This is a genomic window from Paraburkholderia strydomiana (genome assembly GCF_046030495.1).
GTDB classification, from domain to species: Bacteria; Pseudomonadota; Gammaproteobacteria; order Burkholderiales; family Burkholderiaceae; genus Paraburkholderia; species Paraburkholderia strydomiana_A.
In genome coordinates, this window is sequence record NZ_JAQQCJ010000013.1 from 35,405 (window position 1) to 58,247 (window position 22,843).

Annotated in this window: 21 protein-coding genes; 7 read left to right on the top strand and 14 right to left on the bottom strand. The window is 64.7% G+C overall.

All coding sequences use genetic code 11. The features are described 5' to 3' along the window. Window positions 1–76: 76 nt before the first annotated feature. Both PQQ53_RS18395 and PQQ53_RS18400 read left to right on the top strand, forming a co-directional pair. Window positions 77–202 carry a hypothetical protein gene (locus tag PQQ53_RS18395; RefSeq protein WP_408148087.1) on the top strand — a complete coding sequence of 42 codons (126 nt, stop codon included), beginning with the start codon at window positions 77–79 and terminating at the stop codon, window positions 200–202. A 95-nt stretch (window positions 203–297) separates the two neighbouring features. After that, window positions 298–834: an ankyrin repeat domain-containing protein gene (locus PQQ53_RS18400; protein ID WP_408153309.1), complete on the top strand. Its 537-nt coding sequence runs from the start codon at window positions 298–300 to the stop codon at window positions 832–834. Between the two features lie 106 nt (window positions 835–940). Here PQQ53_RS18400 and PQQ53_RS18405 read toward each other — a convergent pair whose 3' ends face one another. The 5 genes from PQQ53_RS18405 to PQQ53_RS18425 form a co-directional block, all read right to left on the bottom strand. Further along, complete coding sequence (locus PQQ53_RS18405; RefSeq protein ID WP_408325190.1) at window positions 941–1,633, bottom strand: HAD family hydrolase; 693 nt, start codon at window positions 1,631–1,633, stop codon at window positions 941–943. Window positions 1,634–1,704: 71 nt separating this feature from the next. Then, window positions 1,705–2,745 (bottom strand): phosphogluconate dehydrogenase (NAD(+)-dependent, decarboxylating), encoded by a 1,041-nt coding sequence (gene gnd, locus PQQ53_RS18410; RefSeq protein ID WP_408325192.1) that lies wholly within the window; start codon window positions 2,743–2,745, stop codon window positions 1,705–1,707. Window positions 2,746–3,187: 442 nt separating this feature from the next. Further along, the gene (locus PQQ53_RS18415) at window positions 3,188–4,534 is read right to left on the bottom strand and encodes a sugar efflux transporter (RefSeq protein ID WP_408148094.1); all 1,347 of its coding nucleotides are present in this window, start codon (window positions 4,532–4,534) and stop codon (window positions 3,188–3,190) included. Window positions 4,535–4,727: 193 nt separating this feature from the next. Further along, window positions 4,728–5,186, bottom strand: coding sequence for a hypothetical protein (locus PQQ53_RS18420; RefSeq protein ID WP_408325194.1), 459 nt, complete (start codon window positions 5,184–5,186; stop codon window positions 4,728–4,730). A gap of 156 nt (window positions 5,187–5,342) precedes the next feature. Next, complete coding sequence (locus PQQ53_RS18425) at window positions 5,343–5,639, bottom strand: DUF2628 domain-containing protein (protein ID WP_408148098.1); 297 nt, start codon at window positions 5,637–5,639, stop codon at window positions 5,343–5,345. Window positions 5,640–5,889: 250 nt separating this feature from the next. Between PQQ53_RS18425 and PQQ53_RS18430 the strand changes: the two genes are divergently transcribed. Both PQQ53_RS18430 and PQQ53_RS18435 read left to right on the top strand, forming a co-directional pair. Beyond that, window positions 5,890–6,210 carry a thioredoxin family protein gene (locus tag PQQ53_RS18430; RefSeq protein WP_408148100.1) on the top strand — a complete coding sequence of 107 codons (321 nt, stop codon included), beginning with the start codon at window positions 5,890–5,892 and terminating at the stop codon, window positions 6,208–6,210. A 153-nt stretch (window positions 6,211–6,363) separates the two neighbouring features. Beyond that, window positions 6,364–6,783: a secondary thiamine-phosphate synthase enzyme YjbQ gene (locus tag PQQ53_RS18435; protein ID WP_408153306.1), complete on the top strand. Its 420-nt coding sequence runs from the start codon at window positions 6,364–6,366 to the stop codon at window positions 6,781–6,783. A 95-nt stretch (window positions 6,784–6,878) separates the two neighbouring features. Here PQQ53_RS18435 and PQQ53_RS18440 read toward each other — a convergent pair whose 3' ends face one another. The 3 genes from PQQ53_RS18440 to PQQ53_RS18450 form a co-directional block, all read right to left on the bottom strand. Continuing rightward, window positions 6,879–7,901 (bottom strand): alpha/beta hydrolase, encoded by a 1,023-nt coding sequence (locus PQQ53_RS18440; protein WP_408325195.1) that lies wholly within the window; start codon window positions 7,899–7,901, stop codon window positions 6,879–6,881. A 263-nt stretch (window positions 7,902–8,164) separates the two neighbouring features. Continuing rightward, window positions 8,165–8,440, bottom strand: coding sequence for a hypothetical protein (locus PQQ53_RS18445; RefSeq protein ID WP_408148106.1), 276 nt, complete (start codon window positions 8,438–8,440; stop codon window positions 8,165–8,167). 145 nt (window positions 8,441–8,585) lie between these two features. Further along, window positions 8,586–10,730: a hybrid sensor histidine kinase/response regulator family protein gene (locus tag PQQ53_RS18450; protein WP_408153303.1), complete on the bottom strand. Its 2,145-nt coding sequence runs from the start codon at window positions 10,728–10,730 to the stop codon at window positions 8,586–8,588. Window positions 10,731–11,066: 336 nt separating this feature from the next. On the opposite strand from PQQ53_RS18450, the gene PQQ53_RS18455 reads away from it, so the two are divergent. Together PQQ53_RS18455 and PQQ53_RS18460 are read left to right on the top strand one after the other, a co-directional pair. Further along, the gene (locus PQQ53_RS18455; protein ID WP_408325197.1) at window positions 11,067–12,668 is read left to right on the top strand and encodes an FAD-dependent oxidoreductase; all 1,602 of its coding nucleotides are present in this window, start codon (window positions 11,067–11,069) and stop codon (window positions 12,666–12,668) included. Window positions 12,669–12,689: 21 nt separating this feature from the next. Beyond that, window positions 12,690–12,872: a hypothetical protein gene (locus PQQ53_RS18460; protein WP_408148112.1), complete on the top strand. Its 183-nt coding sequence runs from the start codon at window positions 12,690–12,692 to the stop codon at window positions 12,870–12,872. 136 nt (window positions 12,873–13,008) lie between these two features. Here PQQ53_RS18460 and PQQ53_RS18465 read toward each other — a convergent pair whose 3' ends face one another. The 3 genes from PQQ53_RS18465 to glgX form a co-directional block, all read right to left on the bottom strand. After that, complete coding sequence (locus PQQ53_RS18465; protein ID WP_408325199.1) at window positions 13,009–15,033, bottom strand: AI-2E family transporter; 2,025 nt, start codon at window positions 15,031–15,033, stop codon at window positions 13,009–13,011. 272 nt (window positions 15,034–15,305) lie between these two features. Continuing rightward, entirely contained in the window at window positions 15,306–15,485 is a 180-nt protein-coding gene (locus PQQ53_RS18470; protein WP_408148116.1) for a DUF2934 domain-containing protein, read from the bottom strand. Between the two features lie 186 nt (window positions 15,486–15,671). Continuing rightward, window positions 15,672–17,888, bottom strand: coding sequence for a glycogen debranching protein GlgX (glgX, locus tag PQQ53_RS18475; RefSeq protein ID WP_408148118.1), 2,217 nt, complete (start codon window positions 17,886–17,888; stop codon window positions 15,672–15,674). Window positions 17,889–18,198: 310 nt separating this feature from the next. Between glgX and PQQ53_RS18480 the strand changes: the two genes are divergently transcribed. Then, window positions 18,199–18,603, top strand: coding sequence for a PRC-barrel domain-containing protein (locus PQQ53_RS18480; RefSeq protein ID WP_408148120.1), 405 nt, complete (start codon window positions 18,199–18,201; stop codon window positions 18,601–18,603). 306 nt (window positions 18,604–18,909) lie between these two features. On the opposite strand, the gene PQQ53_RS18485 is transcribed toward PQQ53_RS18480, so the two are convergent. From PQQ53_RS18485 to PQQ53_RS18495, 3 genes are all read right to left on the bottom strand, one after another. Continuing rightward, window positions 18,910–19,368 carry a response regulator gene (locus PQQ53_RS18485; RefSeq protein ID WP_408148122.1) on the bottom strand — a complete coding sequence of 153 codons (459 nt, stop codon included), beginning with the start codon at window positions 19,366–19,368 and terminating at the stop codon, window positions 18,910–18,912. A 464-nt stretch (window positions 19,369–19,832) separates the two neighbouring features. Next, window positions 19,833–21,527: an ATP-dependent DNA ligase gene (locus PQQ53_RS18490; protein WP_408325201.1), complete on the bottom strand. Its 1,695-nt coding sequence runs from the start codon at window positions 21,525–21,527 to the stop codon at window positions 19,833–19,835. Continuing rightward, window positions 21,524–22,606, bottom strand: coding sequence for a ligase-associated DNA damage response exonuclease (locus PQQ53_RS18495; RefSeq protein WP_408325203.1), 1,083 nt, complete (start codon window positions 22,604–22,606; stop codon window positions 21,524–21,526). The genes PQQ53_RS18490 and PQQ53_RS18495 overlap by 4 nt, the downstream gene beginning before the upstream one ends. Window positions 22,607–22,843 lie beyond the last annotated feature (237 nt).

Here is a 22,843-nt window from a genome sequence, read left to right on the forward strand (position 1 = left end):
CACCCGAACCGAGTGCGCAGCGGCGGCACGCGTCTGACGCGCCGCGCTTGCCTCGCCTCCGACTATAACGACCGCCATGTCCAAACCCGGCTCCGCCAAAGTATTCGTGACCCTTGTCCTGACGATCGTGCTGCTGTGCGCGGGCCTGACCGTCCTGATCGGCCTTTTCGGCCTCCTCGTCAAACTGTTCGGCGCCGGCTAGCGCACCGCCGCGCGGGCATCCGCGGGACAAAATGTGTATTCTGATTGCTGTCCTGGCGCCGCGGCGCCGCCCTCGTCGATAGCAAGGAGATTTCATTGACGGACCCCGCCGATACCACCCCGCCATCCCGAGCGCAGATCGATCCCGAACTGCTCGCACTCGCCCAGGAGGTGTTCGACCTCGCGCGGCGCGGCGATGCATCGATGCTCGCCGCCGTGCTCGAAAAAGGCGTGCCGCCCAATCTGCGTAACGACAAGGGCGACAGTCTCGTGATGCTCGCGAGCTACCACGGTCACGTGGATGCGGTGCGCGCGCTGCTCGAACGCGGCGCCGATCCGGATCTGCGCAACGATAACGGCCAGACGCCGATCGCCGGTGCCGCGTTCAAGGGTTTCGACAAGGTGATCGAAACGTTGCTCGCGCACGGCGCGGACGTCGAAGGCGCATCGCCGGACGGCCGCACCGCGTTGATGGTGGCCGCGATGTTCAATCGCACCGCGATCGTGGACTTGCTGATTGCGCACGGCGCGAACCCGAATGCTCAGGATGTCAACGGCGTGAAGGCCAGCGACGCAGCCGCGCGCATGGGAGCCGGCGATGCGCAGGCCCGGTTGAAAGAGTTGGGCGCCTGACGCGCCGGGTTCTGCGCGTGCGCGTGTCGGTTTGGGTCTTTGTCCGCGTGCGCGCCGTAAGCAGGTCCGTGTTCCTGATGGCGGCGCTCGCGCTCCGCCCAACCGCCTACCCCTTCTCGCCCATCAACGCATCGACGTCGAAATCGGCCAGCTCGCCAATCCGCTCGATGCTCACATTCGCGGGCGGATTGCTTGCAATTTCCTTTGGATCGAAAGCATAGTGCCCCTGGTGTGGAAAGACCGTCGTCAGCTTTCCGCCCCAGGCCTTCTTCATGGCCGTGAGAATTCGCAGCTTGTCGTCGACCATCACGTAGTGGCGCGCCGGGTAGCACTCCATCACCTGATCGAGCATCAGCTCCTTGTGGATGTAAATCAGCACGCGTCCCTCGACTTCGTCCCACAAGCCCGAACGCGCAATCTTGCGCGGCTGGAACACCACGTCGCCGTCGGAGAGAATCACCGTGGGCCCGCGCGTGCCCAGATGCCGCAACGCATCCAGTGCGCCCGGATACAGCCGGTTCGCAAACGGATACTCGATCAGGAACGACGACATCAACAGCAGCCGTGTGTCGCGCGGATGCTCCAGCCGGTAACGCTGCAGCGCACCCAGGTAGTCGGCATAGCCGAGCTCCGCGCGCAAGGTCTCGAAAATCTCCCAGTAGCGCGTACTGTTCTCCGCGCCGAACGACTGGGTCATGTGAGCGCGTAAATCCGCCAGCACGTGATCGTTGTCGAGCAGGGTGTTGTCGCAGTCGAACAGAAACACGACGTCGTGCGGCGTGGAGGGAGTGGCTTGCATCGCAGGGTCCTTGGCTGAAAGTGGGCGCGCTTCGTGGAGGGTTGCAGTGAGCTCTTTGGTGGGCGGCTCGCTCAGCCCTTTGACGCACTGCCCGGCTCGGCCGTTTTTTCGACGTGGCCGCCGAAATCATGCCGCATTGCCGATAGCACGCGGTTCGCGAAGTCCGCTTCGCCGCGCGAACTGAAGCGCGCGAACAACGCCGCGCTCAGCACCGGCGTGGGCACGCCTTCGTCGATCGCGGCCGCCACCGTCCAACGGCCCTCACCCGAATCGGAAACGCGGCCGGTGTAGTTCTGCAGATCGGCGTCCGTGACGAGCGATCCCGCGATCAGGTCGAGCAGCCACGAACCGATCACGCTGCCGCGCCGCCAGACTTCGGTGACCTCGGCGAGATTCAGATCGTATTGGTACAGCTCGGGACGGCGCAGCGGCGAGGTTTCCGCGTCGGCTTCGCGCGCGTGCTTGCCGGCGTCGGCGTGGCGCAGAATGTTCAGGCCTTCGGCATAGGCGGCCATGATTCCGTATTCGATGCCGTTGTGGACCATCTTCACGAAGTGCCCCGCGCCTTGCGCTCCGCAATGCAGGAAGCCCTGGTCGGCGGTGCTCCCGCTCGTCGCGGTGCGGCCCGGCGTGGGCGGCGCCGCGGCGGCGCCCGGCGCGAGCGTCGCGAAAATCGGTTCGAGCCGCTTCACGACCTCTGGCTCGCCGCCGATCATCAGGCAGTAGCCACGCTCGCGGCCCGCGACGCCGCCGCTCGTGCCGACGTCCACATAGTGAAGCTGGCGTGCGCCGAGTTCGTTGGCGCGGCGGATGTCGTCGTGATAGTAGGAGTTGCCGCCGTCGATCACGACGTCGCCGGGTTCCAGCAAGGGCACGAGTTTTTCGAGCGTCGCGTCGACGACGGCGGCCGGCACCATCAGCCATACGGCGCGCGGCTTCTCGAGTTGCGCGACGAGGTCCTGCAGCGTCGCCGCGCCCGCCACGCCTTCCTGTTTCAGCCGGTCCACCGCCGCGGACTGCACATCGTAGGCGATGCATTGCTGACCACCTTTGGTCAGGCGTCGCACCATGTCGGCGCCCATGCGCCCTAATCCAATCATGCCTAGCTGCATATCTCGCTCCGGAAGGTGGCTCGTTGCGCTGCCCGATGGGGGTTCGGCGTGTTGCGGCGATGCGGGTGTTGCGCCGGGTGTTATGCCGGCGGTGGCGCTGGTTGCTACTTCGTCGTTGCTTCGTTGTGCCCCGGTGATGAACTCAACAGTGAATTCGGTCGCTAATTCGGCAGTCGCCCATTCAGCGGCGAGGCAGGCAGCATCGCGTGGCCCACGCAGACCACTTTAGCCGCGTCGATACACGAATGCCGGACACACCGTAGCCGTCCGGTTCATTCCTGCCTGCGCAGCGCGTATCGCCGCGCGCGTCAAAAGACGATACGCCTCTTTGCAGAGGCGTGGCGTAACGTAAAGTTCCTGGCGTGTGTGTTATGCACGTATATATGCGCGCCGGACACGCATGCGGCTGCCTGTGTGCCGCGTCGCGTTCGCGAGCTTCGCCTCACTCGCCACGCCCCGTCACCTGTTGCCGCCGCTTCGCCCGCCGCTTCGCATACTGCTCGCGCGCGAAGCGCTTCACCGCACGCCACATCAACGGATAACGATACCCGGGCACCGCGAACAGCACCAGCGCGCACAGCGCCAGCAAGCCGCAGAACAGGAACGTGCCGCGATAGCTGAACGCCTGCACCAGCAGGCCCGACAACACGCCCGACAGAATCGAGCCGACCCGCGCCGCGTTGAAGAACAGCGCGGTGGCGCGCCCGGGCGAGTGCGGCATCAGATCCTGCACGTAGGTCATGCCGAGACACGAGGTGACGGCGACCACGAACGCATTGAGCATCTGCATCGGGATCAGCACGTTGACGTTGCCCGCCAGCGACATCCCGACGAAGTACACCGCATGCACCGCCGCGCACGCGGCCAGCCAGTTCGGCTTGTGCAGCGCCGACGACTTCGCGCCGAGCGCGAGCATCATCGGAATTTCCATCAGCGCGCCGAGGCCGAGCATCACCGATACGTCCAGATGCGAGCCGTTCAAGCCATGCACGATGTAGAGCGGCAGCACGATCATCGTCGCGTTCGCGGCGAGGCCGAGCAGCGTGAGCGCGGCGACCGCGCGGCTGATGTCGTTGGCCGACGCGACGCCGGGCAGGTCTTCGTGCGCGTCTTCGCCCGGCGCGGTCAGCGGCGGCACCGTGATCGACGCCGACGGCTCGGACGCGGTGTCCTCCACCGTGTGATCGCCCAGATGACCTTGCGGCTCGCGCATCCGCCAGACGATGAACGCGCAGGTCGCGAAGCTCGCGGCCGCGAACAGGAACAGTCCGTAGAAACTGGTGGCCGCGAGCACCAATGCGCCCACCGACGGCCCGAACACCCACGCCGCCGACAGGATGGTCCGCAACGTCGCGCTCGCGAACACGCGCTCGCCGGGGTCCGGCACCGGCAGCGCCGCACGGCTGAACGCGAACACCATCGAGATGGCCGAGCCGCCCGCGCCGATGAAGACGATGCCGACCAGCAGCAGCAGCCGGTAATCGCGCACGACGCACAGACACAGATAGCCGAGCGCAGCGGCCACCAGCGCCGCCAGCAGCAAGGGCCGATGCTGTCCGCTCTTATCGGTCCAACGGCCGGCGAGCGTGCTGGCGAGCACCCCGCTCGCGGCGATCAGCGTCATGAAGACGCCGAGCCTGAACGGTGTCATGCCGGCGCGCTCGACGCCGAACAGCGATAGATACGGAGCGGTGAACGACATCGCCACACCGAGCATGAGGGTGGCGGCGGCCAGCGGCTTGAAGCCAGGGATACGCAGCAGGTCGAAAAAACGCGAAGTTTTCAACACGAGGGCGGTGGGTCAGATGGAGCGAGCCGGGTCGGCACAACGTGCGCCGTAAGTTCGGGGCCGGAACGACCGGGGCATTATCGACCTAGCTCGCGGGCGCGTAAACCCGCGCCGCGCCGTCCCACATGCATGTTGCACCGCGTCGTTAGAACGATGGCGGCGCGTTGACGACCAACTGAATGCACGCTCGCCGCTACTTGCCGTCGGTTGCGCGCATTTGCTGCGCTTGCGCCTTGTAGTCGTAGGTCGGATAAAACTCGGTGTGATAGCCACCCCACGCGGTCGACTCGATCGCGCGGTTGACTTCGCGCAGCCGGCTCGCGGGCACGCGCAGCGTGACCACCTGGCCGATGCCCATCATCACGTACCACGACACGACTTCGATGCCGGGCGGCGGAAAGGTCTTGAAGAAGCCTTGCGCGCGAAGCTGGTCGTTGATCTTCGGCAGCGGTTTGGATTCGTCGTGGCGCAGGAAGATGGTGAGCAGGAAGGTGTCGTCGGCGGCGGGTGCGGCGGCGGGTGTCGATGGCGCGGCCGAGGTGCCCGGGGCCTTCGCTATGGCCGGTGTGTCAGGTGCGCCGGCCGCGGGCGCAGCGGTGGACTGCGCACCGCACGCGAGCGGCGCGACGGCGAGCGACGCCGCCAGTGCCATGCACAGCGCGTCCCGGCGAAACCGCCTCGCGTTTCCGATCGACCTGCTTACGGCGGCTGAAAATGCAAAGTGCATGAAGAACCTCCCTTAGGTAATCCGATTGAAATCCTTTCGACGATCCGCTGCGCAACGCGACGTCATCGCCCCTTCGCCGCCTCAGAGCACGACGTAGCCGCGCTTCTCAAGCGTCCAGCGATGCCACCGATTCCCATAAGCGCCACAGGCGACGCCGAACAGAATCGACAGCACGAGTCCGATCAGGTCGGCCGTTTCGCCCCACAGGCCCATGCCGAACAGGATCAGACTGACCCCCAGCATGACGAAGGCGGCAAACCACATCTTCTTCGACAACGCCCAGATGAAACCCAGCAGACACGCGCCCCAACTGAAGCCGGTCGCGACCGCGACGGTGTCGTCCGTGGCCGGATGTTGCAGATAGATCCTTGCTCCCATTTCCCTTTCCAAACGCGATGACTCGCCGCCTCGTGACGGCGCAGGGAAGATGTTTAACACGTCAACGCGCCACGCATGTGAATTGGCGTGAAAACCGCGCGAGCGCGCAGGCCGTCGCGGCGCGTGCGCGGCAAGCCGGCGTCGATGACGATCCGAGGCATTGCTGCTACTCTTGGCGAATCCCCGCGCGGGGACCGCGGCGCCGGGCAAAGTCCCCGCACTGAACGGCCTGAACAGCATCGGAGCACGCATGGCAACCCAGACAGCCTATTCATCCAAAGCCCTTTCGCGTGCCGAACTCGACGCGCTGCCGGGCGTCACCGTCGTCGAATTCGGCACCGACTGGTGCGGTTACTGCCAGGGAGCACAGCCGTCGATCGTCAAGGCGCTGGCGCCGCATGCCGGCCTCCGGCATCTGAAAATCGAAGATGGTCCCGGACGGCCGCTCGGCCGCTCGTTCAAGGTCAAGCTGTGGCCGACGCTGGTGGTCATGCGTGACGGCGCTGAAGTCGCGCGCGTGGTTCGGCCAACCGGCGCCGCGGAAATCGAGCATGCCTTGACGTCGATCTGAAGCTGCGGGCAACGCGTGATGGTCGATCGAGTTTGAGTTCGCGTCCGCTTTTCTGATTCACGTATCTTCTGATTCACGCGCCGCTTCCCCGCATCGAAGCCGGAGCGCCTCAAGCACTTCGCGCCGCCACACGCCCCCCCTCGATTACCCATCATGCGACAGGCAATCCATCATCTGAGCATCAAGGCCCGCACGCGCGGTCTCACCGAGTTCACCGACGAAGCGCGCCGCTTTGTCTCCGGCACGGGCATCGACACCGGCCTGCTGACGCTGTTTTGCCGCCATACGTCAGCCTCGCTGCTGATTCAGGAGAATGCCGACCCCTCGGTGCAGCGCGATCTGGAACGCTACTTCGCGAGCCTCGCGCCCGAGGACGCCGAGCGTTACGAACACGACGCCGAAGGCCTCGACGACATGCCGGCCCATCTACGCACGGCGCTCACCCAGGTGCAGTTGTCGGTGCCGGTCGAGCATGGACGCATGGTGCTCGGCACATGGCAAGGGTTATATCTGTTCGAACATCGCCGGCAGACGCAGCATCGTGATGTCGTGCTGCATCTGATGGGTGAGTGAACACCGGGTGAACCGCAAACCGAAGCGATCGAATGCGATCTCTGGCAATTCGTGGCGCTCGCGACTCGCCGCGTGAAAGCCGGAACTCCGTGCTTCTAGATCGGCGCCCCACCAAACGCCTGTCGCTGCATCAGTGACACGAACGCCTGCGCGTCGCGCGCCGCCTGCACCACCGCCGCCATGCCGAAGAACTCATGCGTCGCGCCGCGATAGTTGCGGTGCTCGACCGCCACGCCCGCGCTGTGCAGTTTCTGCGCGAGCTTCTCGCCATCGGAGCGCAGCGGATCGATGCCCGCGGTCACGATCGCCGTCGGCGGCAGGCCCGACAGATTGGCGCTGACCACATCGATCAGCGGACTCGTCAGATCGCTCTCGCTGTTGATCACGTTATGCACGAACCACAGCATCATCGGCTTGTTCAGCGGCCTCGCGTTGCGATTCTCCTCGTAGGAGATCGACACGATGTTGTTGCTCGCCACCGGATAGATCAGCGCCTGATGAAGCGGCATGCGCGTGCCCGTTTCGCGCGCGCGGATCGACACGTTGATCGCCAGATTGCCGCCCGCGCTCTCGCCCATCACCGCGATCCTGTCCGGCTCGCCGCCGAGACTCGCCGCGTTGCCGACCAGCCAGCGCCACGCGGCGAACGCATCGTCATGCGCGGCCGGCAAGCGGTGCTCGGGCGCCTGGCGATAATGCGCGGACACGACGATGGCCTTGCTTTGCGCGGCCATCGCGCGCGGCGCGGCGTCGTAGGTATCGAGATCGCCGATCACCCAGCCGCCGCCGTGAAAATAGAGGATCACCGGAAACGGTCCCTCGCCTTGCGGCGTGTACACGCGCGCCGGATTCGTGCCGGGCGCGCCGGGAATCTCGATGTCCGTCGTGCGCACCGCCTCCAGTTCCAGCGACGGCCTCGCACTATACGTAGGATCGCTCATCAGTTTGCGGACGGCGTCGGCGGGCGTGGGCTGCTGTCTTGCTTCATCGACCGAACACTCTTCGATCGGTTTCGGCTTCAGGCCCTTGAGCGCGTCGAGCACTGCTTTCATGTCGGGATCGGCGTGGCCCGTGGGGTCCAGCCCGACCATACCTTTGATGGTGTCGCCGAGTGTCATGGAAAAGCTCCTGAGGGATGAACGCACGATCCCATCGGAGGCTTTGAAGGCTGCGCTCGACGCCGTGCATGCGATCGATTTCAGCAAGCGCTATACCCGTCGACCCGTCGATACATGTCGCAGCGGTGCGGCAACGAGTGGTCCGTCAGACCCGGCACCCCGCAAGCAACGAGCAAAGGCGAAGAACGCCTCGCACCACGAGCAACGATCAGCCGCAACCGAGCGTCGTGCCACAGGTAAGCGTCTTCGCCGCGCCGCCGGTTTTACTGCCCCTTCGTGTCACTGCTGGCATTCGCGCCCGGCATGTTGGTCGAGTCGGTCGCCGGTTTGGTGGTCTTCGAATGCTTCATCTGATGCTTCTTCGAATGCGTGGTGCTGCCGGGCGCCTGCGTGTCGCCGCCCTCGCGCGTGGTGCCTGCCGTAGTGCCGCCGCTCGGGTCGTTGCCCGCCGGGCCGCCGCCACCGCCGCCTGCCTGGGCCATCGCGAGAGAGGAAGCGGCGAGCATCGTCGAAACGAGCAGTGCGTGTCTGATCTTCATGACTGTTCTCCTGTGCGGAAAGTAAGTGGGCCGCGCCGGTTGCGCCAACCGGATACGCAAACCTCGCCTGCTTTTCAGCAAGGGCTATGCCGCAAGTCATGAGTCGTTTCGAACCTGCCGCGAGCGGCGCGGCGCGCGCGGGGGCTTACGGTTCGCAAGCCACCAGCGCGTGCAGTTCGTCGATATTGAACGGCTTGGCGAGAATCGCCACGCCAAGGCGGCGTGCGCGTTCGAGTTCGTCGGCGTAGCCGGTCATCAGCGCGATCTTCTGCGACGGCCACGCGCTGCGGACTTTTTCCGCGAGATCGATGCCGTTCAGTTTGCCCGGCATCTGGATATCGGAGAGCACGAGTTCGAAGCGCGCACCGCCGCTCAGCACATCGAGCGCCTGGTCGGCGGTCGGCTCATGGCGCACCTCGCAGCCGAAGGTCTCCAGCACCGCCGTCACGCCGGCCGCCACGTCTTCGTTGTCTTCCACCAGCAACACGACGCCGGACGGCGTCTGCGCCGGCTGCTGCAGCAGCTCGTCCGCCGTCGCCTTGCGCTCGCGATGACGCGGCAGATAAAGCCGGACCGTGGTGCCGCTGCCCGGCACGCTGTCGATCTTCGCGGTGCCGCCCGCCTGCTCGCACATCGAGAGCACCTGCGCGAGACCGAGCCCGGTGCCCGAACCGTGCAGCTTGGTGGTGAAAAGCGGCTCGAATGCGCGGCGCACGACGGCTTCGGGCATGCCCTCGCCGTCGTCGGAACAGGCGATCAGCACGTATTCGCCATCGGGCAGCAAGGTATCGCTGCCGACCAGCCGGTTGTTCTGGCAACGAATCACGAAGCGGCCGCCGCGCGGCATCGCATCTCGCGCGTTGACGGCCAGGTTCACGATCGCGAATTCGAGGTCGGTCGGATCGGCCAGCACCGGCCACACGTTATCGACCATCTTCAGCGCGAACTCGACGGTGTCGCCGAGCGCCGCGTCGATCAGCGGCGCAGCGGCAGGCAGCCAGCGCGCGAGGTCGACCGCCTCCTGTTTGAGCGGCTGCTTGCGCGCGACGCTCAGCAGGCGCCGCGTCAGCGCTTCGGCGGTGGTGGTGGCGCGCTCCACCGCGAGCACCTCTTTTTCGAGGTTGTTGTAGTGTTTGAGCCGCGCAAGCTCCGTGTTCGCGGAGACCACCATCAGCAGGTTGTTGAAGTCGTGCGCGACGTTGGCGACCAGATTGCCGAGCGCACCCATGCGTTGCAGTTGACGGCTCGACGCCTCGGCGGACAGGCGCATCGCCACTTCGCCTTGCCAACGTTCCCACGCGCGGCGCTCGCCGGCGAGTTGCCGCAGCGAATGGAACACCAGCAGCCAGATCGCGAGGCAAGGCACGGCCGTCAGCGCTGCGATCAGCGCGAAATGCCGGCGCCAGGCGCTCGCGATCGACGAGGTTGCATAAGCGCTCACCACATAGAGCGGATAGTCGCCCACGCGGCGAAACGCGAGCAGCCGCTCGACGCCATCCACGGTCGAAGTCAAACGGACGTGTCCGAACAGCTGCTTGTCGCGCAGCGCCGCGGTGAACGCGCTGCGCGAGGTCGGCTTCGCGCCCGCCGGCCACGGTGGATAGCGCACCAGCAGACTGCCGTCCTGGCGATACAGAGCCAGCACGAGCGACGGATCGCCCTCGGTCAGTTCGCGATAGAAGCGCGAGAAGTACTCGTTGCGCAGCGCCACCGACACCGCGCCGATGAACTGCCCGTCCGCGCCCGAGCGGCCGATCATCGTGGTGAACACATTAGTCTTCGACAACGGACCGAACATCGGCATCGAGAAATACGGCTGCGGACGCATCGCTCTCGCGGCCATGAAGTCTTCGCGCTGACTGATCGACATCGCCGGCGCCGGATACGCGAGGCTCGACACCAGCAGGTCGCCCTGCGCGCCGAGCAGATAGATCGACGACACCTGCGGAAAGTCGCTGCCGACTTCGCGCAGGCGTTCGTGCAATTCGGCTTCGCGCGCACGGATCTGCGCGTCGTCCGCGCTGCCCAGCAATTCGACGACACGCGAAGCCATCTGCCGGTTCAGGTCCATCACCTTGACGGCCTGCTCTTCGGTCACGCGCGCGAGCCGGTCGATCATATCGTTCGAATCGGCAACGCGGCGCTGGTAGTCGAAGTAGCCGTAACCCACGAGGCAGGCAAGCGGAAACACAATCGAAACGGCTAGCACGATCAGCAGCATGCGCCGCGTCGCCGCGAAATTGCGTGACGGCATCGGGAAATCGACTGCAACACGTTCCACACGCTGCACGGCACGATCTCCATGAAAATTTGAAAACAGTCAGAAAACATCATGCTCATGCGCGTCGTACAGGCGGTTTTGCACGCGCTGCACCGCGCACGTGCTCGAGCGCTATGTCCCCTTGTCTGGAATTTACAGCACTTCCGCGGTTCTTCCAAAGCGTGTTGAAGGCGCAGCCGGCGTCGTTGCATGAGCGCCCCGCAGGCACATGGATTGCTGAACCACATGCATCCCACGCATTCGAGGGCCTATTGCGGCGCGGCGGGGCAACTCGCCCACCTTCGCCCCGCATGCAGACACTCGATGCCAGCACGTGGGCCCAACCCGTTGCGCGAGAGACCGACCATGCCCACGACTGCCCGCCATGTCGCCCAGTTATCGCAATTGCGCGCGGACCACGCCGAGCGCGTCGTGGTGGATGGCGAGGCCATCCTGCTGGTGCGCGACGGCGACACGGTTCACGCGTACGCCGCCGATTGCCCGCACGCGGGCGGTCCGCTCGAAGAAGGCGCGCTTTGCAACGGGCGGATCATCTGTCCGTGGCACAAGGCGAGCTTCGACGCGGCCACCGGCAGCTTGCTCGAACCGCCCGCGCTCGTCGCGCTCGATCGTTATCCGGTCGCGGTGAGCGGCGACGACGTGATGGTCACGCCGCACAAACTCTCGCAACCGGTACGGCGCGCCGCGGCGCGCGAGCCGCATTACGTCGTGATCGGCGCGGGGGCGGCGGGAGCCGCAGCGTGCGCTGCATTGCGCGAATGCGGCTTCGACGGCCGCATTACGCTGATCGGCGACGAGTCGCATGCGCCCTACGATCGCACCGTGCTGAGCAAGTTCGTACCTTCTTCCGAGATGGCGCCCGCCGATGTACCGCCGCTTCTCGCACCCGACTGGCTGGAGCAGCACGGCATCGAACGGATCGTCGCCAGGGTTGCGCGGCTCGACGTGCCGGGGCGCATGATCCACTTCGAAACCGGCGGATCGCTCGCCTACGACACCGCATTGCTCGCCACCGGCAGCGTACCGACGCTCCCTGCGATTCCCGGTTGTGAACTGGGCGGCGTGCACGTGCTGCGCAATCTCGACGACGCCGCCGCATTGATCGACGCGCTCGGCGACGACGCGCAACCCACCCAGGTGGCGATCCTCGGCAGTAGTTTCATCGGCCTCGAGACGGCGTCCGCGCTGCGCAAGCGCGGCACGCAAGTCACCGTGATTTCGCCCGACAAGGTGCCGTTCGCGAAACAGTTCGGCGAGCGCGCGGGCGCGATGTTCCGCGCATTGCACGAAAACAATGGCGTGGTGTTTCATCTGGACGCGAAGGTCGTGTCGCTCGAAGGCGATGAAGGCAATGTGCATCAGGTGATGCTCGAAAGCGGCGAGCACGTCGCCGCCGACGTGGTGTTGCTGGGGACAGGCGTCTCACCAGCCACCGGCTTTGTCGAAGGCTTGCCGTTGCAGAAGGATGGCGGCGTGATCGTCAACGCGGGCATGCAGGCCGCGCCGGGTCTCTATGCGGCAGGCGATATCGCGGTCTTTTCGTTGCACGAGAATCAGGAGCCGTTGCGTGTCGAACACTGGCGCGTCGCGCAACAGCATGCGCGGATCGCCGCCAGGAACATGTGCGGCGCGCGCAAGCGCTATACCGGCGTGCCCTATTTCTGGACCTATCACTACGGCAAGCGCTTGGAATATCTTGGCCATGCGAACGAGTGGGATGAAATCCTCGTCGATGGCGAACTGGAGCATCAGCAATTCGTCGCGTTGTATCTGAAAGACGGCAAGCTGGCCGCCGTGCTCGCGTGCGAACGCGAAGCGCTCACCGCGCGTTTGATCGACGCGATGGGGCAGGAACTGTCGCGTGACGCAGCGCTCGCGATGATCGCGGCGGAGCACCGGTCGCGCGTCGATGACCGCGATGCCGCGCCACTTGCGGCATCGGATTGATTACCTGAAGGAGAAGCCGCTATGACAGCACATAAGGAAAAGCACCCGCACGCCGACAAGAGCGAAAAGCAGATCGACAAGGAGGTCGAGGACAGCTTTCCCGCCAGCGATCCGCCGTCCACCGGCGGCACCACCAGGATCGTTCCCGACAAGGAGGCGGCTGCGAAGGACAAGTCGTCGGCTGGCAAACCAGCGCGCCATTGAAGCGTTGCGCGTCGGACTCGACGTAGCGCGTCGTCACTGCCCGCCGCCCTTGCGTCGGCGGGCATTTTTTTGCGCTTATGCATGTGCGGTTTGATTTACCCATGTCCAGGCCGGGCGCGGCGAGCGCACCAGGCCGTCAACCGTCTGCCATCACCACCTCCTCTTCCACCACCTTCGCCGCATCGATCCGTCGGCAAGCCGCCAGCACTTCCTGCAACGATGTCGCATAACTCGCCGCGCCTATCGCGCTCTGCAGATCGGCGCTCCACTTCTCCGTGTCCTCTGCCGCCCACAAGCCGACCACGATCGACGCCTTCGGCAAGCGCGCGCGAATGCGCCTGACCAGATAGCGCAAATGCGAAGGAATGCCATCGATCTGCAAATAGAAAATGCAGACGATCCCCACATCGTCCGCGTCGAGCGTGTCGATCGACGCACGCGATGCGGCCTCGTGCGGCAGCGAGCGTGCCGCAAACCCATGCTTGCCCAGCAACTGCAACAAGATCGTCGTTGCCAGCGAATCGAGCGGCCCGCGTCCGGGAATGCATAAGACGCGGCTATTGACGGCGTGAAATGCCGCGGGAGGCTCGTTCGCGGCGCCGCTGTCCGGCATCGTTCGCGCCGTCCCCACCGGGGCAAGCGTGCGCTGCAGTTCGAGCTTCGGCTGCGCCTCCATATCCGAGGGCGCCATCGGCCCCACCGCGCTCCAGTTGTCCTCCACCGCGAGCGGCACCGGCTCGCGGTCCTCGTAGCCGTCCAGACCGTCGACCAGATCGTTGATCGTCGCTTCGATCCGCGCCAATTGCGGTGCGGTGACGCTGCCGCGCATCACGTCGTTCGCCGCGAGCTGCAGGCCCTTGATCGCCACGTCGTCGTAATACGACGACAACGAGCAGTCGCGCAACAACGCCTCGGCTTGCTCGACCGCTTCGTCCGGGTCGCCGGCCAGCGCCCGTTGGTAGAAGTTTTCGACGGGCGTGAGCGCCGGCTGGTCGCCGAGCAATACGTCGAGAAACTCCAGGCGCCGGACATGCCGGCCGAGCACGAGCAGACACAAGGTCAACGGCGTCGACAGGATCAGCCCTATCGGCCCCCAGATCCAGCTCCAGAAAATCGCCGCCACCACCACCGAGAACGGCGACAGTCCCGTGCTGCGTCCGTATAGCAGCGGCTCGACCACTTGCCCCACCAGCAGCTCCACGGTGACGAACAACGCCAGCGACCAGATCGCCATCGCCCAGCCAGGACTCACGGCGGCGGCGAGTGCGGTCGCGAGCGTGGCCGAAATCCAGATGCCGACGTACGGCACGAGCCGCAACAACGCAGCGAGAATGCCCCACAGAATCGGACTCGGCACGCCGATCAGAAACAGCCCGCTGCCGATCACGAGGCCCACGCCCGCGTTCAGCCCGAGTTGCGACACGAAGTACCGGCTCAGGCGCCGCGCGGCCTCGTCCATTACCGTGGTCGTGCGGTGCAGGTCGCGCGAGCCGAACAGACGAATCGCGCGATCGCGCAGATCATCGCGTTGCAGCAGGATGACCACCATCACGACGAATACGATGAACGCGGTTTCGAGCGGACTGATGGCCGGCGACAGCACGCGCCGTGCGAGTTCGAATGGGGTCGGCACCGGCTCACGCACTTCGACGGGCACGGCGGCCGGTGCATGAGCGCCGGAGGCAGCCACCGCGCCGCGCGGCGCAGCGGCCTGCGGCGGCTCGACGGTCGCGCGCTGCAAAGCCTGACCGGCCGCGCCGGCGATACGGTCCAGCTTGCCGATCGTCACGCTATGCACCGTTTCCATCTTGCGTTCGATGGTGGCCTGATAGCGCGGCATGCCGGCGGCCAGATCGGTCAATTGCGTGGCGATCACGGCGGCGAGCATCGCGATGACCGACACCGACATGACGACGGCCGCAAACACGGACGCGACATGCCCGAGCTTCAACCGGGCCAGTGAATCGACGAGAGGCGCCACGAGAAAGCTGAGCAGAATCGCGAGCGTGATCGGAATCAGCACGGCGCTCGCGAAGTACAGGCACGCGACCACGGTGACGCCGACACCGAGCGCGACCAGTCCGTCGATGCCGAATGCGGCGGCTGGCGCCTGAATGCGCGTGGCGGGTCTTCCGCCGCGCGGGTCGGGTATGTCCTTCATGTCGCGGATCTGTCCGGTTGCGTGGGATCGTCGATAAGGTCAGGAGTTCTCAAACGCACGCCGATGGCTTCGCGGCGTGCAGGGCGCGGGAGCATCGGCGTGACGATTCACTACTGCACTTCGGCGCTTCGTCGGCTGGTTCAATGCCGGTCGTTTTGTGTTTCATGACTTGCGCGCAATACCTGAAGCGAGCACGTAGCGCTGTTACCGCTTACCTCCCCACGTCCAGTTTTACGCGCCGCATCGTCCCGCTGTCCCGCCCGTCAGATGCCTTAGCGTGCGGGGTCTTCGGCAATGGGCCCGCTTTCGATCGGCGGCGCTTCCTTCTCTATCTCGGCGCGTGCCTGATCCCAATACTCGTCGGGCGTGCCCTTGGGGTCCGTAGCCTGTTGCCACAGATAGTAGGCGCGCGTGCGAATCTGTTCCTCTTGAGCGGTTGTTTCGTGTTCCATTTGATCACCCTTGGTTAGACCTCGCGAAGACCGACATCGGCTGTGCCGCGCGCTCGTCGCCGTGGCAATTCGCGCGCAGTCATCAGCGATCGAGCAAGCGCTATACCTGGCAGTAGCGGGCTATATCTGGCTACGCCGGGCTATTGCGGCAGCGCGTGCTCGAAGCCGGCGCTTCGTAAAAGGTCATCAGGAACTGGCAGGCGATTCGCCTTCATCTGACGTCAGTTGCTCTTCAAGCCGGTCGAACACGCGCTGCGTCGCACGGCTCGGCGCTTCGAGCGCGAACAGCAGGAGCGAGCGCCCTGTCACCTGGTACGCGTCGCCCGCGCTGAACTGCGGCAACTCGGCGCGCACCGGCATATTGGTGTCGAGCAGGCACGTCCAGTTCGCCCCCTCGGGCACGTCGGGGAGCGTGAAATTCACCACGTCGTGATGCGCGTTCAGCACCAGCAGCAGGGTCGCATCGGACGCGAGGCGGCGAATGCCGCTCGCCTGCGCGCGTCCGTCGATCACGAGCCCGAAGCAGCGCATCGACGGATCGTCCCATTGTTCGGGCGAGATATCCGTGCCGTCGGGCGAGAGCCAGCGTGCGTCCGTCACGTCCAACGCTTCGTTGTATTCGCCGATCAGAAAGCGCCCGCGCCGCAATACCGGCAGACGGTGACGCAACGTGGTGAGGTTCCTGACGAACTCGGTGAGTGCGCGGCCGTCGTCGTCGATCGCTTCCCAGTCGACCCAGCTGATCTCGTTGTCCTGGCAATACGCATTGTTGTTACCGCGCTGCGTGCGGCCGAATTCGTCGCCCGCGAGCAGCATCGGCGTGCCTTGCGACAGCAGCAGCGTGGCCAGCAGATTGCGCTTTTGCCGCTCGCGTTGCTGGCGAATCTCGGGGTCGTCGGTCGGCCCTTCCACGCCCATGTTCCAGGACTTGTTGTCGGAGTGGCCGTCGTTGTTGTCCTCGCCGTTGGCTTCGTTGTGCTTGTCGTTGTACGAGACGAGATCGTTCAGCGTGAAGCCGTCGTGCGCGGTGATGAAGTTCACGCTCGCCCACGGACGCCGTCCGCGGTGATTGAACTTGTCGCCCGACGCGGTCAGGCGCGTGGCGAGATCGGCGACCTTGCCTTCGTCGCCCTTCCAGTATTCACGCACCGTGTCGCGAAAGCGGTCGTTCCATTCGGCCCAGCCCGGCGGAAAACCGCCCACCTGATAGCCGCCCGGGCCGCAATCCCATGGCTCGGCAATCAGCCGCACGCTGGAGAGCACCGGGTCCTGCCGGCAACTGTCGAGAAAACCGCCGCCTTCGTCGAAGCCGTGCGTCTCGCGGCCCAGAATCGTCGCGAGGTCGAAACGGAAACCGTCGACCTTCATTTCAGTGACCCAGTAGCGCAGGCTGTCGGTCACCATTTGCAGCACGCGGGGATGCGACAGGTTCAGCGTGTTCCCCGTACCCGTGTCGTTGATGTAGTAGCGCGGCTCGTCAGGCATAAGCCGATAGTACGAGGCATTGTCGATGCCCTTGAACGAAATTGTCGGACCACGTTCGTTGCCTTCGGCAGTGTGGTTGTACACGACGTCGAGAATGACTTCGAGATCCGCCTGATGAAAGCGGTCCACCATCTCCTTGAACTCGGCTACCGAATCCGACGACGACGCGAAGAAGCGCGGATCGGCCGCGAAGAAGCCGATCGTGTTGTAGCCCCAGTAGTTGGTGAGGCCTTTGTCGAGCAGATAGCTGTCGTTGACGAAAGTCTGGATCGGCATCAATTCGACCGACGTCACGCCGAGGTTGCGGATGTAGTCGAGCACGACCTGCTGCCCAAGTCCCGCGAAGGTGCCGCGCAGATTCTCGGGCACCTGTGGATGACGTTTCGTCAGCCCGCGTACATGGGCTTCGTAAAAAATCACCCGCTCCCACGGCAACGCGTTGCGCTCAGGATGGCTCCACGAAAAATTGGCATCGACCACTTTGCATTTCGGCACGAAGGGCGCGCTGTCGCGTTCATCGAACGACAGATCGCCCTCCTCCGAATCGAGCGTATAGCCGAATATTTCAGGCGCCCATTTGAGTTCGCCGATGTGCGCTTTCGCGTACGGGTCGAGCAGCAGTTTGTTCGGATTGAAACGATGACCGTTTTCCGGCTCGTACGGACCATGGACGCGATAACCGTAGACCGCACCCGGTTTGAGATTCGGCACGAACACGTGCCAGACCTCGTCGGTGTATTCCGGCAGTTCGATGCGTTCTATTTCGTTCTCGCCGGTTTCATCGAACAGACACAATTCGACTCGCGTGGCGTGTGCCGAGAACAGCGCGAAGTTGACGCCGCTTCCGTTCCATGTCGCGCCAAGCGGAAAAGGCGTGCCTTCCGAGATGCGCGTTGAGTAGCTGGCCTGGGTTGACATAGGGGTTCCTGTGGAAGCAAGGGCGCTTGCGCGCGTCTTCTAGTGTAGGCAGTGGATCGGGCATGCAGGGGGTTCCGCTTGAGCGGCGCCCGGACATGATCTGTCTGCCGTCGAACAATCGGCCCGCTGGTTTAGCAAAATCCGGACCTGAGGCGACCATGCCCATGTCATGGCGTTGCGGCGGCAGGATCGTCAAGATCGCGGCACAACTCTTGCAGCCTGCAAGCTGAAAGCTGACCGAACTCGTGCGCTGATCCCCGGACTCGCAATGGGTATGCGCCACCGGGTCAGACACAACAGGGAGAACATCATGCGCAACATGCCGGTCAAACCGTCCATCGCAACCGCCCTGCTTCTTGCCGCGCTGGGGTCATACGGCAACGCATATGCACAGGGCGCCCCTCAGGCGATCACGGAAAAACGCACGGACGTGGTTCAGCTCGCGAGCGGTTATCGTGCGTCGAAGCTCAGCGGCGCTGACGTGTACAACCGGAACAAGGACGCAATCGGCACACTCGACGATCTGATCGTCTCGCCCGGTGGCGATCGCGGCACGTATGCGATCCTGTCCGTGGGCGGTTTTCTCGGCATGGGCAAACACCTCGTCGCCGTGCCGTTCAACGATCTGCAAATCGATAACCGCCGCGTCGTCTTACCGGATGCGACCAGGAAGTCGCTCGCCGCGCTGCCGGAGTTCAAGTACGCCCCGGATTGAGCGCGTTACGTGGCCGGGCCGGGAAAGCTTCGGGTTTTCGCGGACGAAAGCCTGATGTTTAATTCACCGGTCCCGTTATATCCAACGGTGACTATCGGCAGGTTGTGCAGACAAGTAGGGAATGGTGTGAGGAAGGAGCTTTCCGGTTCGGAAGTTGCAGGCGGGAGTTGAAAAAAATAGCGGGCATGTATGCCCATTCCGTTGACTTCACGCACATCAGGCGAGGCGTTGAAGGGGCGGGTTCACTGCCGGGGTTCACTGCCGGGGTCTACTGCATTAAGCACTTGTGCCACTGCCCCGCAAGCGTCACGGCGGCCCGGCAACATGCAACGCGGCCGCCGATTCGAGCACACGCAACAGGCGCTCGGGCGTCAACGGCTTGGCGCAGTGCGCATCGAAACCGGCGGCCCTGGCACGCGCGCGGTCATCCCTCGAAGCGAAAGCCGTGCAGGCGATCAGCAGCATATGGGACGTCGCCGCATGAGCCCGCAGACGACGCGCCAATTCGAGCCCGTCCAGCCCCGGCATCTTGATGTCCAGCACCACGGCGAACGGTTGCCACTCGCAGGCCATGTCGCAGACGGCAAACGGATCGTCGAGCGCACGGCATTCGAATCCATCGGTGGTGAGCAGCATCTGTAATGCGTCCGCCGCTTCACGATAGTCGTCCACCACCAGCACCCGACGATGCGAGGCCATCGCATACTGGATAGCCCGCCACACTACGACATCGTCGTTTTCGTCCATTCTGTCGTCGACCATCATCCTGTTCTCCCTGGCTTTTTCGTGTGCCACCGATGAGCACGTCGGAACGCCAGCGCAAGATCCGCTCCCACGGCGCGAAGAAACCGCATCGCTTGCCACGCGAGAGCCGCGATCGATGTCGCGCTGTCGTCAAAGCGCCGCTGGAGGCGGCCTGGCGCCCGTCATCGCTCATGATGCCTGGCAGCGCTTGACAATTCGATCAGGCCCATCCGACACGAGCGCGCGGAGATCTCACGTGCGCGCCGTCGATACAGCGCACTTCTCTCGTGCATGCCGCCCTTGGCGCGTGCATCACACGACACTTCTTCGGCCGTTTGATTTATTCGGCTGAATGCGACGCTGCAGCCTTGACGAAAAATCGCTGCGCGCTTGTCACTCGCAGCGGCAGCGTCGGCATACACACAGAATAAGCGAGGAAGCGCGCCGAAAAAGCGGCAACGTTTTAGGGGTTTGCGCTCAGCGGGTTATCCCGCACGATCGTCGATGAAGCCTTTGAGCATGCTCAACGTATCGGCATCGTCGATCTGTTTATCGGTACGCCAGCGCAGCATGCGTGGAAAACGTACCGCCACGCCCGACTTGTGGCGCGAACTTGCCTGAATGCCTTCAAAGCCGATTTCAAACACGAGCGTAGGCGTCACGCTACGCACCGGACCGAACTTTTCGATGGTGGTTTTACGGACAATGGCATCGACCTTGCGCATCTCTTCGTCGTTGAGACCCGAGTAGGCCTTGGCGAATGGCACGAGAGTGCGCACGCCATTCGCTTCGTCCCACACCGCGAACGTGAAGTCGGTGTAAAGACTCGCACGGCGGCCATGACCGCGTTGCGCATAAACCAGCACCGCATCCACCGCATAGGGATCGATTTTCCATTTCCACCATGTGCCCGATGCCTTGGTGCGGCCCACGCCGTACATCGACTCGCGCTCCTTCACCATCAGCCCTTCAACGCCGCGCGCGCGGCTCTCTTCACGCAACGCCGCGAGCGTCTGCCAATCCGGCGCGCTGACGAGCGGCGACACCCGCAACAGATCGCGCGCGAGCGTGCCGTCGACGGTAGCGGCCAATGCATCGAGCCGTGCACGCCGGTCGGCGAGCGGGGTCATGCGCAAGTCCTCGCCTTGCGCTTCGAGCAGATCGTAAGCGAGCAACGTGGCGGGTGAATCGGCGAGGATTTTTTTCGTCAATGTTTTGCGGGCGATGCGCGGTTGCAGACGCGCGAACGGCAATGGCGCGATGGCGCCCGGCTCCCACGCGAGAATTTCGCCGTCGATCACATAACCGTCCGGCAATGCTTCCCCCAATGCCGCCACTTCGGGAAAGCGATCGGTGATCAGATCCTCGCCGCGCGACCACAACCAGACACGCCCACCGCGTTTGACGAGTTGCGCGCGAATGCCGTCCCACTTCCATTCGATCAACCACCGCGATGGATCGCCGAGTGTCGCCGGAGCGGCCTGCAACGGATGCGCGAGAAAGAACGGATACGGCAAGCCGAGATCGCTGTCACGCTGCGCGAGTGCAGGCTCGCCGGGTTGCGCGTCGTGCCGATGGCCACTACCCGCTTCCGGCGCGATCAGTCGCAGATAGCGCGCCGCGTCCGGCTTCTGCCGCGAATCGGTCCAGCCGACCATGCGTTGCGCGATCCGTTTGTGATCGACGCCCGCCACTTCCGCGAGCGCCCTGACCACCAGTTGCCGTGCGACGCCGACCCGGAATCCGCCGCCGATCAGTTTGGTCAGCAAAAAGCGGCCGCCCCAATCGAGTTCGTCCCAATAGCAGAGCAAGCGCGTGCGCAGCTCTTCCGGCGCGACGCCCCGCAGGGTCAGCACGCGCTGCTCGATCCATTGCGTGAGGCCCAGCTCCGACGTACGTTGCGCGGGCGGCAAGATATGCGCGATGGTCTCCGCCAGGTCGCCCACCGCGTGATACGACTCCTCGAACAACCATGGCGGCAAGCCGGCGCGCTCGCGGGCAATCTCGCTCAGAAGGCGCGTGGGTACCGATTGACGCGGCTTGCCGCCCGCGAGGAAATACGACGCCCACGCGGCGTCTTCCGGTTCGGCCACGGCGAAGTAGTTGGTCAGCGCTTCGAGTTTGTCATGCGTGGACGTGGTGGCATCGAGCGCGGTATAGAGGGCGGCGAAGCGTTTCATGGGCTGCGCGCCGCAGCGGTTTCGTCAGCGCCCGCGGCGTCGGCCTCGACGCTGTCGTCGCCGTATTGCGTGTCGAACGCGCCCGCTTCGAGGCCCTGCTCGCGCAACCATCGCACCATCGGCTCGACCGAACCATGCGTGACGATCACGCGTGGCGCGCCGCTCGCTTGAATCGCCGTTTGCAGGCTCGGCCAGTCCGCATGATCCGACAGCACGAAACCGCGATCGACGCCGCGTCTGCGGCGCGCGCCGCGCAGGCGCATCCAGCCCGACGCGAACGCGTCGCTATAGTCGCCGAAGCGTTTGAGCCACGCGCTGCCTTGCGCCGAAGGCGGCGCCACGATCAACGCCTGCCTGAACACCACCTTGTCTTTGGCGGGTATCTCGCCGACCAGGCCGACCGGCGGCAAGCGCACACCGGCCGCGCGATACGCGCGATTGAGCGGTTCCACCGCGCCATGGCAGAAGATCGGGCCGATTGCCGCATCGACGCTCGCCAGCACGCGCTGCGCCTTGCCGAACGAATAGCAGAACAGCACCGACGCGCGTCCTTCGGACGCATTGTGACGCCACCATGAATCGACGCCGTCGAACACGGTCTGCGGCGCGTCCCATCGATAGATCGGCAAGCCGAAGGTCGATTCGGTGATGAAGGTATCGCAACGCACGGGTTCGAACGCGTCGCAGGTCGGATCGGCGTCGAGCTTGTAATCGCCCGATGCGACCCACACGCGCCCCGCGTGTTCGATCCGTACTTGCGACGAGCCGAGCACATGCCCGGCCGGATGCAGCGACACGCGCGCGCCGCCGATCGCGAGCGCCTCGCCATACGCGAGCGTCTGCAGCGAGATGCCGGGCAAACGCGACAGCAACACGTTCGCCCCCGCTTGCGAAGCGAGGTAATGCCGATGCCCGAAATGCGCGTGATCGGAGTGCGCATGCGTGATCACCGCACGCTCGACCGGCCGCCACGGATCGATATAGAAATCGCCGGCCTCGCAATAGAGCCCCTCCGGCCGCGCGACGACGAGGTCCGTTTTGCTCAACCCGAGGTTCGATTGATATTCCGGCAGGTTCATCGAGGAGTTCCTGAAGTCCGGCGAGTGGCGGGCCGGTCGCTTGCTGATGTAAAGCGCCATGAGCGCCATCGTGCGCGTCGACTCGGATTGGCTCACGTTGGCCCGAACACCAAGCAAACTGCATTCCTGACACGCGCCCGACGCGCGCATGGTTTGCGTTGCGTGCCTGCTTACGGTATATAGAGCAAGCAGGCGCGTCGATACTGGCTGCCAGCCGGCAGAGCCCGACTCGCACCG